Annotated in this window: 9 protein-coding genes; 3 read left to right on the plus strand and 6 right to left on the minus strand. The window is 59.9% G+C overall.

The features are described 5' to 3' along the window. Positions 1-74: 74 nt before the first annotated feature. Positions 75-338, minus strand: coding sequence for a hypothetical protein (locus H1B37_RS04435; protein WP_182865405.1), 264 nt, complete (start codon positions 336-338; stop codon positions 75-77). A gap of 196 nt (positions 339-534) precedes the next feature. Between H1B37_RS04435 and H1B37_RS04440 the strand changes: the two genes are divergently transcribed. The 3 genes from H1B37_RS04440 (at position 535) to H1B37_RS04450 (ending at position 5,530) form a co-directional block, all read left to right on the plus strand. Continuing rightward, the gene (locus tag H1B37_RS04440; RefSeq protein WP_353620776.1) at positions 535-2,622 is read left to right on the plus strand and encodes a DUF1592 domain-containing protein; all 2,088 of its coding nucleotides are present in this window, start codon (positions 535-537) and stop codon (positions 2,620-2,622) included. Positions 2,623-2,635: 13 nt separating this feature from the next. Further along, positions 2,636-3,994: a DUF1552 domain-containing protein gene (locus H1B37_RS04445; RefSeq protein WP_220498033.1), complete on the plus strand. Its 1,359-nt coding sequence runs from the start codon at positions 2,636-2,638 to the stop codon at positions 3,992-3,994. Between the two features lie 204 nt (positions 3,995-4,198). Beyond that, complete coding sequence (locus H1B37_RS04450) at positions 4,199-5,530, plus strand: sulfatase family protein (RefSeq protein WP_182865406.1); 1,332 nt, start codon at positions 4,199-4,201, stop codon at positions 5,528-5,530. Positions 5,531-5,788: 258 nt separating this feature from the next. Here H1B37_RS04450 and H1B37_RS04455 read toward each other — a convergent pair whose 3' ends face one another. The 5 genes from H1B37_RS04455 to H1B37_RS04475 all read right to left on the minus strand — a co-directional run bounded on the left by H1B37_RS04455 (position 5,789) and on the right by H1B37_RS04475 (position 14,256). Continuing rightward, a complete protein-coding gene (locus tag H1B37_RS04455) occupies positions 5,789-8,980 on the minus strand; it encodes a response regulator (RefSeq protein WP_182865407.1) in 3,192 nt (1,063 codons plus the stop codon). A gap of 27 nt (positions 8,981-9,007) precedes the next feature. After that, the gene (locus tag H1B37_RS04460) at positions 9,008-10,591 is read right to left on the minus strand and encodes a phytoene desaturase family protein (RefSeq protein ID WP_182865408.1); all 1,584 of its coding nucleotides are present in this window, start codon (positions 10,589-10,591) and stop codon (positions 9,008-9,010) included. Between the two features lie 44 nt (positions 10,592-10,635). Then, positions 10,636-11,952: a Gfo/Idh/MocA family protein gene (locus H1B37_RS04465; RefSeq protein WP_182865409.1), complete on the minus strand. Its 1,317-nt coding sequence runs from the start codon at positions 11,950-11,952 to the stop codon at positions 10,636-10,638. Between the two features lie 189 nt (positions 11,953-12,141). Continuing rightward, positions 12,142-12,993 (minus strand): methyltransferase domain-containing protein, encoded by an 852-nt coding sequence (locus H1B37_RS04470; protein WP_182865410.1) that lies wholly within the window; start codon positions 12,991-12,993, stop codon positions 12,142-12,144. A gap of 9 nt (positions 12,994-13,002) precedes the next feature. Beyond that, on the minus strand, positions 13,003-14,256 hold the full coding sequence (locus tag H1B37_RS04475) for a glucuronyl esterase domain-containing protein (protein WP_220498034.1): 1,254 nt from the start codon (positions 14,254-14,256) through the stop codon (positions 13,003-13,005). Between the last annotated feature and the right edge of the window lie 81 nt (positions 14,257-14,337).

Below are 14,337 nucleotides of genomic sequence, written 5' to 3' on the forward strand. Positions count from 1 at the left end.
TCCCGTCCCCACCAATCCCCATTCCCCCGACACCGACGCTCCAAATTTGACCGCACCACCGTCATGCCTTGCCATCAGGTAACGCCAACTGCCCAGCGGGTCGACACAAGTTCCAGTGGCGCGACCGCGGCATTGATGTCGCTGAGGACCAGTTTCGGTTCCACCGAATCATCGGCTTCGTTTGCCGCATCGTCGCCGGGCAAGCCGATAACGGCGACGATCCCTTTGGCAATCTGCATCCGCCGCAAATCCTCGTCGGCCTGGCCGCCGAAGATCGTCTGAACGCTGCAAAGTGTCATCGCGGCGAAGGTGACCGGAAATGCGGATCGAAGCACCATCGGTGCGTCCCGTTGTGAGGGGGGGGACTGCACTGGCGTATTGGCACTGGCGCATCGGACCGACAAGTTGGCATCTCGGGCTGCAAGCGGTTAGAATCGCACGTGTGGAGGGCCGGCCGATGATTGATGTTTGGGCGGCATCCACTCCCGCCCCCGGCCGCTCTCGGCCCTCTCCTTGCACTTGCGGAATCAGCCGGTGAGCTCGAACCACGCATTTCAGAAATGGTCGGCAATCGTGATTGCCACCTCGGTCCTGCTGCTGGGCAGCGTTCCACAATCGTGCCCGGCGAATGAAACCGATGCGTTTGCCGAGATCATCGCGCCGGCACTGAAGGCCCATTGCATCAAGTGCCATGGTGAGGACGGCCAACGGGAGGGCGACGTCGATCTGTCGGCAGTGTGGGACGAAGGATTGACGGACAACACGGAATTGGTCCGCGGACTGGTCGATGTGTTGGACTTGGAAGCGATGCCGCCGGAGGACGAACCGCCATTGGATCCACAGCTGCGTCGCAAGCTGGTCAAGGAACTGAAAGGGATCTTGCAAACGGCCATCGCCCAGAAAAAGGCCTTCGCGCACGCTCCGATTCGCCGCATGAATCGTTTTCAATACAACAATGCGGTCGTTGACCTGTTCGATTTGAACTGCATCGTCTTCACGTTGCCCGAACGGATGATGCGTGAGCACCGGGGGTACTTCAAGCCGGAAACCGGTCGGATGGACGATGTGGTTTGGGTGGGAAGTCGTCCGCTGGGCAAGTCACAATTGATCGAGCGGCGGTTGGCGGGCGTTGCAGCGTTTCCACAGGACTTGCGTGCCGAACACGGATTCGACAATCGGGGCGATCACCTGTCTTTGTCGCCGCTGTTGATGGAATCGTTTCTGTCGCTGGGCCAGTCGATCACCGACAGCCCCGACTTTGTTCCGCAGAACGTCGGGATCTGGCAGGCGTTCTTTGCGGCGCCGGATGAAGCGGCGGACTTGGATGCAGAAGTACGACGTCGTCTCGAACGCTTTTTGACGCGGGCGTTTCGACGCCCCGTCAACGCTGCCGATCTGGAGCGATACGTCCACTACACCTTGCGGCAACTCGCCGCCGGCGTCGAATTTGTCGACGCCATGAAATCGATCGCCGCCGCGGCGATTTCGTCGCCCAAGTTTCTGTATCGCTATGACAAGTCCAGCGAGTCCGCAACGGCGGCACCCGTGGATGACCTGGAACTCGCGTCGCGATTGTCGTTTTTTCTGTGGGGCAGCATCCCCGATCGCGAGCTGCTGGATCTGGCCATCGCGGGGCAATTGAAACGGCCGGTCACCTTGGACGCTCAGATCACTCGGATGCTGAGCGACAAAAAGCTGAAACGATTTTGCGATTCGTTTCCGGCACAGTGGCTTCAACTGGAACGGATCATTTCCTCGGTCCCCGACCCAAAGAAGTATCCCGGTTTCTACTTTGCCAAATACCGCGACAGCATGCACATGATGATCGAGCCGCTGCTGTTGTTCGAAACGGTGTTGATCGAAAACCATCCCATTACGCAGCTGATCGATTCTGATTTCACCTATCGTTCGGTGCTGTTGGAAGACGCCTACGGGGAGCTTCGCAGCGAGCCGTCGGACGTCAAAAAGGCCGGAGGGGGCGCGGTGACGGCGTTGCCGTTTTATCGCGTGTCGGTGTCGGATCGACGAAGCGGCGGGGTGATCACCAATGCGGCGGTGATGACGATGACCTCCGGTCCCGAGCGGACGCAGCCGATCACGCGCGGCGCCTGGATCGCCACGGTGATTTTCAACAACCCGCCCGAGCCACCGCCGGCCGATGTGCCGCCGCTGGGGGAAAAGCCGGCTGCCGGCGAAGAACAGTTGACGCTTCGCGAACGGCTTTCACTGCACCGCGAGCGAAGTGATTGCAAGGGCTGCCACGAGCAGATCGACCCGCTGGGGTTTGCCCTGGAAAACTATGACCCGGTTGGACGGTGGCGTGCGGAGTATGAAAACGGACGCTCGGTCGATGTCTCGGGAACGCTGTTTCGCAAGCACGCGTTTGACGACGTGGTCGAGTTTAAAGACGCGATCCTGGCCGAAAAAGACCGTTTTGCCCGCGGGCTGGCCGGACACCTGCTGTCCTTCGCTCTGGCCCGTGAACTGACCGCCGCCGACCAGATCGCACTCGACCAAATCACTTCGGCCACCGCCGCCGACGGCTACAAGATCCAGACCCTGATCCGCAACGTGATCCTGAGTGATCCCTTTCAAAGCAAGACAAACCCAAAAGCCCAATGATCCCCAAAGCCCAATGACGATTCAGCCCACTTCACGACGGACGTTTCTGCGCGGACTCGGCGGCGCAGCACTCTCGCTGCCTTGGATGGAGAGTTTGGTTTCGGCCGGCGATGCGATCGGCGTGCCCAAGCGGATGGCCCATTTCTACGTGCCGATCGGTGTCGTCCGACGCGGGTTCTTTCCCGGCGAGGCCAACGATGTGATTCCCAAAGGGAACCTCGGCAACGTGATGGCATCGCTGGGCAAACAGGATCCGTACTTCAGCGTCAAACCGCTTGGCGAGTTGACGCCCACGATGCAGCCGCTGGAACCGTACAAGAACAAGATTAATTTGATCACCGGAATGGACCGGACGTTCCAGCAAGGTACCGACGTGCACGCCCAGTGCGCCTCGTGCTACTTGAGCAGCGCGCAACCCTACACGATCAAAGGCACCGCGTGGCCGTTGGACCGGACCTTGGATCATCTGGTCGCCGATCAGGTCGGCCAAACGACACCCTTCCCGACGCTTGAGTTCAGCTGCAACAGCCACCGCGACAACAAAGAATCGATCTACTTTGACAACATCTCCTGGTACGGCACGGGGCACTTGGCTCCGTCGATCCGCGATCCACGCAAGATGTACCACCGGTTGTTTTCGACCCAGGAAATCGATCGCTACCGAGACGTGACCGACTTGGTTTTGGAAGACGCCCGATCACTGCAACGCGACCTGGGGTACACCGATCGCGTCAAGTTTGACGAGTACTTTGATTCGATTCGCACGATCGAAACCCAGATGGATCGATTGGAGGGGATGAAGGCGGAACTGGCGAACGTTGATTTTGAAGAACCGCCCGAAGCCTATCTGCCTCGCGGAGAGTACATCCGATTGATGGGTGATCTGATGGTGGTCGCCCTTCAAACCGGGCTGACGAATGTCACGACGTTCATGGTCGGGCCGGAGCGTTGGGACACGCCGTTCCTGTTTGAAAGCCTGTTCGATTCACCGCGAAGTCATCACCAGATGTCGCACAACCAAACCAAGATGATTGACGATCTGTTGAAAGTCGATCGTTTTCACATGGAACAATACGCCTACTTGATCGACAAGATGGATCGTGTGGAAGAGTCTGATGGGACATCGTTGTTGGACAACACCCTGTTCACCTATGGGTCGGGACTCGGCGACGGTTCGACGCACCAGTACAACGACTTGCCGATCATTGTCGCCGGGGGCGGAAACAGCGTTCAATCCGGCCAGCACATCAACCTGCCCGAAGGCACGCCGCTGGCAAATTTGTGGCTGACCCAGGCTCGTCTGATGGGGTTGGACATGAAACGTTTCGCCGACAGCACCGGCACCGTCGACCCGCTGTTGGCCGAGCGGTAGGGGATGACAGGCCACTGCCTTACCGGCCCGTTGATTTAGTCGAAATGAACAAGCAAACGATCAGCCGATGGGCGCTAGCCCCGGTTTTGTGGCGGCGAGAACCGCGGCTAGTGCCGTGCGGCTGATCAAATCAACAGGCCGGTCAGCGATCGGCGCATGACACACCCCGACGGACCATCCTCTTCGACCTCTCTTGAGAAAGCCATGAAATCACTTAACCCTGACCTGCGATCCGCGGCGTTACTCGTCTTCCTGCTGCTCGCCTCGATAGCCGACGCGGCCGACAAACCCAACATTCTGGTCCTGTTTACAGACGATCAAGGCTATGGCGACCTGGGGTGTTACGGAAGCGAAACCAACAAGACGCCGCGTTTGGACCAACTGGCCGCCGAGGGGACTCGGTTCACTTCGTTCTACTCCCAGACCGTTTGTGGGCCGTCGCGATCGGCGCTGCTGACCGGGCGTCACCCGCTGCGCAGCAAGGGCTGGGGCATGCCGGCTTCGGAAATCACCTTTGCCGAATTAATTCGTCCGGCGGGATACCAGACCGCGTGCATCGGCAAGTGGGATGTGTCCAATCGAAAGGCGATCCTGGATCGGATGCCGCTTGCACAGGGATTTGACTACTACTTCGGGACGCTGGGGGCCAACGACGGCGGCAAGGTTCGATTTCATGAGAACAACGAACCGGCCGGGGCGACCGACGACATGGGCAGTCTGACCACGCTGTACACCGACAAAGCGATCGACTTTCTGCGAGAGAAACGCGATCCGGAAAAGCCATTCGTGTTGTATGTCGCCCACACGATGATGCATACGATCATCGACGCGTCAGATCGCTTTCGTGGCAAATCGGATGGCGGGCTCTATGGTGACGTGGTCGAAGAATTTGATCATGAAACGGGGCGTTTGCTTGACGTCCTTAATGAATTGGAACTGAGCGAAAACACGCTGGTGATCTACACCAGTGACAATGGGCCTTGGAATCAACCGAAATACACCAGCCGGAAAAAAGGACATCCCAAGGGTTCGATTTTCTGGGGCGATTCAGGACCGCTACGCAACGGCAAGGGGTCGCCGTATGAGGGCGGTTATCGGTTGCCCTGCATCGTGCGCTGGCCTGGAAAAGTGCCGGCCGGACGGGTTTCGGACGCGATGTTTGCCACCATCGACTTCATGCCGACCTTTGCGAATTTGGCCGGATTTGAAGTCCCGACCGACCGGCGGATCGACGGCATCGATCAAACGGACTTGCTGCTGGGAAAACGCGACACCGGACGCGAGCATTTCTACTTCAACAACGCCGGCGTGCGTCTGGGCAACTGGAAATACCTCAAGCCCGACGCCTACTTTCACGGCTACGCGATCGAAGACGACCGGCCCAAGGTCGACGAACTCTACAATCTGGAATCCGATCTCGGCGAGCAAACCAACCTGGCCACCACGTATCCCGAGAAGGTGACGGAGTTAAGGGCATTGATGAAGTCGATCGAAGGCGACGACCCGCCGGAAACGTCACCGATTCAGATCCAGTAGTACTTCGCGGGACAAAGGTGTCCTGGTGTGGGACGTGCTCACGTGGTGCCTATGCCCCTCGCTGCGCTCGACCGTCCTGCCAGACATTGGTGTCTACACAAGTCGGCTCGCAATCTAGGACAGGGCTCCCCTCTCCCCCGCAAAGCCGGGGGAGAAGGGAGCCATGGTAAATTGTGGAGACACCAATGCCTGCCAAGGAGGGTTAATTTGAAAAACCGCACCACCTTCTGGCGAAGGTAGCTACGTGTTGCCGGAGATTCACGATGGATTGCGATTCACAAAGGCCGCGAGTTCGGTGTCCAGTCGGGCGACTTGTTGCTTGAGTGATTCGAGCAGGTCGGGGACGGGGGCCAGGTTGTCGTCTTTGCCGAGGGTTTCGATTTGTTCGGCGAGTCGGACGACGGGCTTGGCGCCGAAATTTCCCGCGGCACCTTTCAGGGTGTGGGCGCCGCGGGCGACGACCTTGGCGTCTGCGGCGGCAAGCGCCGTTTCGATTTCCGAGACACGCTGGGCCGCTTCTTCGCGCAGGACTTTGGCGATCTCTGTCAAAAAGGCGTCGTTGCAGCCTCTCATCCGGTCGCGGGCGTGTTGGACATTGATGACTTCGTAGCGTTCTTCTCCGCCTCGGGGCGGCTCGGGTTCATCGACCGGTCGATCCGTCGCGGGCGGGCGCTCGGCCGACGGGGGCTCGGCCGACGGGGGCTCGGCCGAGGGGGGCTCGGGAACGTTTCGTTTCAGGACCATTGCCAATTCCTCGGGATCAACGGGTTTGCTGATGTAATCATCCATTCCGGCTTGGAGGCATCGTTCCCGGTCACCTTTCATCGCCGCGGCGGTCATGGCGACGATCGGGATGTGATTTCCGGTGCTCGCTTCTTCGGCACGAATCAACTCGGTGGCTTCTTTTCCGTCCATGACGGGCATCTGCCAGTCCATCAGGATGACGTCAAAGTCTCCGTTTCGCCAAGCCTCGACTCCCTGGCTTCCGTCGCCGGCGACGTGAACCTCGTGGCCCATCCGCTCGAGCAGGCCGGTGGCGACACGTTGGTTGACATAGCCGTCTTCGACCATCAACACGCGTAGCGGAACATCGGCTTTTTCGATCTGCTCCTCGCGATCATCAGCGTCGATTGCATCGGGCGACACCATGACGCCCAGGATCGTTTCCAGAAATTCCGATTGCACGACGGGCTTGGTGACGTAGCGAGCGACGCCCAAGTCGCGACACCTCTGTTTATCCTCGCTGACGGCCGAGGAGATGATGATGATTTTGGTGTCGCGCAGCTGGTCGTCCTCCATCATCGTGGTTGCCACGTCGTAGCCGTTCATGTTCGGCATCACGCAGTCCAACAAAATCAGATGGTACGGTGCCTTGTCCGCAGCCGCTCGCCGCAGTTCCTCCAGCGCGCCCGGTCCGTCGGGCACACATTTGGGTGCCAGCCCCCAAGATTGGAGCATTTCGTCAAAGATCCGGCGGTTGGTCTGATTGTCGTCGACGACCAGCACCGGCAATCCGGCCAGATCCGCCAGTGCGGCCGGCGGCGACGTTTCAAGCGGCTGGCCGAGTTCCAGGGGGATGCTGAAATGGAACGTCGTTCCGTCGCCCAACTCGCTTTCCACCCAGATCCGGCCGCCCATCATCGCGACCAATTGACCGGAGATCGTCAGCCCCAGTCCGGTGCCGCCGTACTGCCGCGTGGTCGACGCGTCGACTTGTGAGAACGACTCGAAAATCGTGTCCTGTTTTTCCTCCGGGATGCCGATTCCGGTGTCGCGAACCGAGAAATGAAGCTGGGCGGTCTGTCCGTCAGGGTGTTCCGATTCGACGGCGACAACGATCTCGCCCGTTTCGGTAAACTTCATCGCGTTGCCGACCAGGTTCACGATGATCTGACGCAACCGCCCGGGGTCGCCGACAACCACTTGCGGGGCTTCCGGATCGACGCGGCAGGCCAATTCCAGACCTTTCTCTGCGGCGCGATGGCCGAGTGATCGGACCGTCCGTTCGACCACGTCACGGAGGTCAAAGGCGATCGATTCCAGTTCCAATTTTCCGGCTTCGATCTTGGAAAAGTCCAGGATGTCGTTCAGCAAACGCAACAGCGAATCGGCCGAACCACGGACCATGCCCAGGTACTCGCGTTGTTCGGGCTTCAGCGGCGTCCCTTCGAGCAATTCGGACATCCCGATGATCCCGTTCATCGGCGTGCGAATCTCATGGCTCATATTGGCCAGGAATTCGCTTTTCGCCCGATTCGCCTGCTCTGCTTCTACGCGGGCCTGTTGCAGATGAAGATTGGACTGGGCGAGATCTCGGGTGCGCTGGTCGACTCGATCTTCCAGCGTGACTTGGGCACGCACCAGTTCGTCGGTCATGTGATTGAATGACGTGGCCAATTGTCCGAGTTCATCATCGGATGCGATGGCGACGCGAGCATAACGGTCTCCGCCGGCGATCCTGTCGGCGGTCTGGGCGAGTTGTGAGATCGGGGCGGTAAATCGCTTTGCCAAGGCAAACGCGGCCAGCACGCTTAGCAACACCAGTGCCGCTTCGAGCAGCCATTGAGTGTTGCGCAGTTTGACGATCGGCGCGAACGCTTCCTCGCGGTCCATTTTGACGACCATGCCCCAACGATCGAATTCGGGGTCTTGAAACTTGATCGGTCGCCAGGCGCACAGAACATCGACCCCGGCGTAGCGGCTGATGTCCTGGTCGTGATCGCCGTTGATCGCCTGGCTCATCACTTCGGCATCAGTGCTGGCCAGAGAATCTTCGTTGCGTTTTGCTGAGGGGATCAAATAGTGCAACTGTTCGCCTCGTCTGGCGGCGATCAGCACTTCACCGGACGCTCCCAACCCGGTCGTGTCGTGCAGGATGTTGGCCAAGCGATCGACGTCCAGCCGTACCACCACCACCCCCAGAAAATCTCCGTCGTTGGTTTTCGCCGGAGCCGTCAACCAGGCCACAAATTTCCCCGCATCGTCGCGAAACGGAGTCCCCAGATGGGTACCGGAGCGACCTTGTCGGTAATCAGGGTGATCGGAGAGGTCTTGGCCAAGCTCGCCGGAGTCGGTGGAGGTGATCACGCGGCCCTGGAGGTCGGTGATCGAGATGGCGAGAAACTCCTCGGTGCTGGACTTGGCGTCGCGGAGGATTCGTTCGGCCCCCTGCCGGAACTTTTCCTCGTCGATTTCGTCGTGAATCCGCTCGTCCAGATAGCCGCGCAGACGCGTCCGACTGGCGACTAACGCCACGCGTTCCTTCTGTTGATTGACGTACGCCAAGACACGCTGCTGGCGATCGTGTGCGACGGTCTTCAGTCGCGCGTGAATCTGCGTGGTCACACCGCGTTTGGCGAATTGGTAATTCGTCAGATTCGCCAACGTCGCGGTGAAGAACACGACCAGCGCAACGAAAATCGTCAGTTTGGTTTGAAGGTTTAGCTGCATCCCGATGATTGTACGTAGGCAGTGCGATTAGAGATCGCGCAGAATGATCCCCGCCGCGTTTCGTCCACAGGCGCCCATCACGCCACCCCCGGGATGTGACGCCGCGCCGCACAGATACAGTCCGTTGACCGGGGTGCGGTGATCTGACCAACCGATCAGCGGGCGAGACGGCCCGAGTTGGTGGAGGTGCATCGCCCCCTGCATAATATTGCCACCGGTCAACCCATAGGTCCGTTCCAGGTCCAGCGGCGTCATCGCATGCGTGAATAGGATCTTGTCTCGGATATCGGGCGCAAACGCCTGCAAGGTGTCGATGCAGTTTTCGACCCACGCATCTTTTTCCCGATCCCAGTGCCGGTCGCCGGACAGTTGGTAGGGAGCGTATTGGACGAACATCGACAAGACATGTTTCCCCGGCGGGGCCAGCGTGTCGTCGACGTTGGACGGGATCGTCATCTCCAAGACCGGTCGGCTGCTGAAATCTCCCGCCAGAGCTTCCTGGTATCCGCGTTCGATGTATTGCATGTTTGGCGTGGTGTGAATCGTCCCACGCAGCAATTGTGGATCGACGCCGAAATCGGGCAGGGCGTCCAGGGCAAGGTTGATTTTGCCGCTGGCCGAGGAGTAATCGATATTCCGGACTTGCGCGATGAATCCCTCGGGCAGGTGCCGCGAGTCCAGCAGTCGAAGTAGGGTGCGGTTGGCATCGACTCCCGAGGCGACGGATTTGCCAAGGAACTCGCCCTCGGACGTCGACACGCCGCGCACGGCACCGTTTTCCACCAGGATCTCAGTGACTTCGATGTCGGTTTTGATATCGACCCGCAAATCGCGACAGGCCTGTTGGAGGGCAGCGGCCAGCCCGCCCATGCCGCCCTTGATGTAGCCCCAAACGCCGCGTGCCCCTCCGGCGTCGCCCATCACATGGTGCAGCAACACGTAGGCGCTGCCGGGTGAGGATGGCCCGTGAAAGGCACCGATGATCGCATCGGTCGCCAACGTGCCCTTGAGCAGGTCGGATTCAAACCAGCGGTTCAAAATGCGATCGGCCGCACCGGTCAACACCTCCATCGCGCCGGGATTCTCATACAGCAACCGCTTCATCAGCAAACCGTGCTTCATCCCGCCGACCAGATTCTTGGTCTTGTCCACCCAGCCCATCGTTCGATGACGGGTGGGCAATTGGGGCGGCACGGTTTTCAACAGCGGTTCCAACCGCTCGGCGATCTCGGTCAGCATCGTTTCGTACGCCGGGAACGCTTCGGCGTCCTTTTTGCTAAATTCCGAGATCGATTCGTAATTGCGTTGGGCGTCGTGTCCCAGGACCAGGTGCCGGCCCTGACCGTCGAAGGTGATCGACGACGGGTCGCGTCGCAGCACCTGGTACCCGTACTCTTTCAACCGCAGTTCGGCGATGACTTCCGGCAGCAGCAAACTGACGACATAGGCGGCGGGGGAAAACCGAAAGCCCGGATACAGTTCTTCGGTCGTCGCACACCCGCCCAGGGTCCCACGTCGCTCCAGCACACAGACATTCTTGCCGGCCTTGGCCAGGTAGGCGGCTGTGATTAATCCGTTGTGGCCACCGCCGATGATGATTGTGTCGTACATATGGGATGATAGCGAGCGTCGCTACGACGAAGTCGGCTGTTCAGTTAAACCGGGTCGACTTCCCAGCCTTTGCGGAAATGCGACATCAAGTATTGTTCGACGTTGTCATTGCCGCTGGCTTTGAAGGCTTTGGCGTCCCAGTCAAACCCGCCGCCGGCGCGATAGGCGGTGTTGGCCAGCAAGACCGCTTCGGCCAACGGACCGGTGTAATCGACGAAGTCACAGGTCGACCTCGGCCCGCCCTTACAGGCATCGATCCATTCCTGGTGGAATCCCGGTGACTTGGGAATTGTTTTTTCGGGAGCCTCGGGGTGGCCGCCGTCTTGGAGCGTGACCTTGTATCCGTTGAAACCTGCGTCGATCGTCCCCTTGGTGCCGACGAACAGAGTGTTACTGCCCTTTTGGGGGACCGTCTTGTGTCGCTTGAACACTTCGCTAAGCGATCCGTGCCACCAGTGCAACGTCAACGCTCCGTGACCTTGTTCGGCGGGGAACTCCAGCCGGGTCTTCATCGACTTGGGTGTCCGCAGGGGATCGATTTGGTCGGCACTGGGGACTTCATCCAGATCGACACGGTCGGGGTACTTCAGTTGCAACGCCCAGAAGGGGATGTCCAGGATGTGGCAACCCCAGTTGCCGGTTTCGCCGGTGCCGTAGTCCCACCAGAAACGCCATTTGTACGGGCAGTACTCGGGTGAATAGGGGCGTTCTTGGGCCGGCCCCTGCCACAGATCCCAGTTCAGATGGCTGGGGACCGGGGGAAACTCTGTCGGCATGTCCGGCATGCCACGTGAGCCGCCGATCGCGCAGTACACCTCGGTGACATCGCCGATCATTCCCGATCGGACCGCTTCGACGGTGCGGGCCATGCCTTCGTTGGCGTGCCGTTGGTTGCCGAGCTGGGTGGCGACGTTCATCTTCTTGGCGATCTTGGTCAGCTCGCGCGCTTCCCAGACCGTGTGGGCGAGCGGCTTTTCACAATACACGTGCTTGCCCATCAGCATCGCCTGGCGGGCCGGGTGAAAATGGGTGTGATCGGGCGTGCTGATGACGACGGCGTCGATTTGCTTGTCCATTTGATCCAGCATCACGCGGAAATCTTGGAACTTGCGCGCCTTGTCGAATTCTTGAAAACGCTTGCCCGCTTTGACCTCGTCAACGTCGCACATCGCAACGATGTTTTCACCGTCAACGCCGCTGACGTTTGCCGACCCGCGTCCGCCGACCCCAATGCAGGCGACGTTCAGTTTGTCATTGGGCGATGCCGCACGGGCCGTCGCAGAGGAGCCCAGCCAGTAGCCGCCGGAAAGGACAGCGGAGGTTTTCAGAAAGTTCCGTCGCGAATCGGAAGGGCGTTTCATGGTTGAATCCGGATGAAATGCGAGGGGGAATGAATCAGGTGGGTGCGGATACTATAGTCTACGGCCTGTCCGACGATCCTGCACGTGTGGTGCGGCTTCCGAACTCGGTTTGTCACCAACGGCGCTGGTGTGCAGGCTTTAGCCGCCCGGGTCGCTGCTTCGCAGCGAGGGGAATCTTCTGAAGGCTAGCTAGACACCAACGTGCGTTGCTGGGCGATGCAGCAAGATGAGGTCGGCGGCCAGGGTGACGGTCATGGCGGTCAACGTTTCGGCACGGGTTTGCTGGCTGTGCCTGACCGCGCGGTAGGTCATTGCCAATGCGTCGGCGATCGCGTCGGGTTGCAGCTCCACTCGTTGCTGCCAAAGCTTGTGCCGGGCAAGCTCCAGCCCCGCGGCGGTCAGTTCGTCCACGACCGCCTCCCAGCGACTGCGCCGTCGCCCCTCTTGTTGGACGCTCTCACGCAATTCGATCAGGTCGTCTTCGCCGGGAACGGCAATGATGCACGCTCCGCCTGGAACCAGCACTCGCGCGATCTCTTCGGCCGGACGGCGCCCGAACAGCGAAATCACTTGATCCACACTGGCGTCCGCCGCCGGTAGCGTCCGGTCTGCATTGGCCAACACCCACGTCGCCTCGGGCCAACCGCGGGCGGCAAGTCGGATCGCTCGCTTGGAAAGGTCAATCCCGCAATAGCTGCTGGGGTTGTCCGAAAATAACGCCGGCCCGAAGGAGCCTTCGCCACAGCCGAGGTCAAGCGTCCTGATCGATGACGACTCGTCCCCAGGTTTCGGTGACTTGATCCAAGGCCGAAGCGTTTCGACAAGCCCCGCAGCAAGTCCCCGACTGAGCCAGCGGTGACGTGCCAGGACCGCATCGTCCGAGTCGCCTGCCTTGGTCGACCTTCGGTCTTGTGGTTGCAGCAGACTCCAATAGCCCGCTTTGGCGCGATCGAAATGGTGCCCGGAATCGCAACGCAACGCGTTGTCGCGCAAACGGAGTGGTTGACAACAATTCCGGACGGTGCAGCGCAGTTCAAACATCAATCAAAACTACTTCAGCAACGTGTCGGCAAAGTCCAGGAACAGACCCCAGTCCAGTTCGCCCAGGCCGTGTCCGCCGCTGCGGATGTGATAACCGGTTTGGCCCTTGATCCGTTGCTGTCCCAGCGGCGGCATGCGAGGGGATTCAATCGACCGTTTGCCCAGCAGCTCGAAGACCGGAGCGGCCGCGACGAGCGATGCGTACTCGCCTTTCGGATCGGCCCAAAGGTCTTCGTCGGCACTGGCCACATAAACGCCTCGCGGCGCGATCAATGCGATGACCTCGTGCTGATCAATGGGCAGTTCGTGTTCACGCCCGGCGTAATTCGAGAACGGCTTGCAGAACCAGTGTGGGAAAGAACTTGTGATTCGTCCGACCGTTTCCCCATAAGCACGACGTGACAGCGCGGCCCCGCCACAACCCGAGTTGTTGCTATAGGCGATGGCGAAACGTTCGTCTTCGCACGCCGCCCACAGAGATGTCTTGCCGCCGCGGGAATGGCCCGACACGGCGACACGCGCGGCATCAATCGAATCAATCGTTTCCAAATGGTCCAGCACCCGGCTGGCCGCCCAGCCCCAGGCAGACAGGCTTCGCCACGCGGTGTCGCTGGGTGGGTCACCGCCGGCGAAAAATGCTCGAATCCCGTCCGCATAGCCGTCTTTCTTGTCGGGGTCGACGTGGGACGTATGGAAGGATGCGGTGGCGTAGCCGCGGTCGATGAGCATTTTCACCGGCCAAAACGGATCCGGTTTTTCCAGGGCGGTCGCCAGCGGAACAAAGTAGCGGTTGTTGATGTGGACCACGGCCGGCGTCGGCCGCGACGCGTTGTTGGGCAGAAAAACAACGAACGGAAACGAAAAACTGCGCTCGCCGATTTCAACGATCGCTTTCATTTCCCGCCCCGTCGCGGCGCCGTCAAACGCTTGCGTCACTTCGGCCGTTTGTTCGAATCGCAACGAGTACTCCGTGTCGGGACGACGTCCATAGACCTGATCGCGAAACAGATCCAGCAACTCACCACGGCGGCCGTCATGCCACTCCTTCGGCGAACCGACGTGCTGGCCGGTGCGGGTCACCAGCGGATCGGGCAACGTGTACGTCGGGACCTTGGATTCGACGTAATTAAACTCGCGACGTTGCCGGGTCAGTTTTTCGACCAAGTCGGGGTCGGCTTGCCAGGAGCTTGACGCGTCTTGGCTGATGGAGGCTCGCGCCGTGAACATCATCGTGGCGATAGTCAGGACGATGGGAATAAGCAAAAGATTTCGTTGCATGTTGTCGCAGGCGGTGGTGGGGTTCGCTTGGTGGAGGGGAACTATCGAACACGCGACGTTACCGTC

Source organism: Stieleria mannarensis, from assembly GCF_014154935.1.
In the GTDB taxonomy this organism is placed as follows: domain Bacteria; phylum Planctomycetota; class Planctomycetia; order Pirellulales; family Pirellulaceae; genus Stieleria; species Stieleria mannarensis.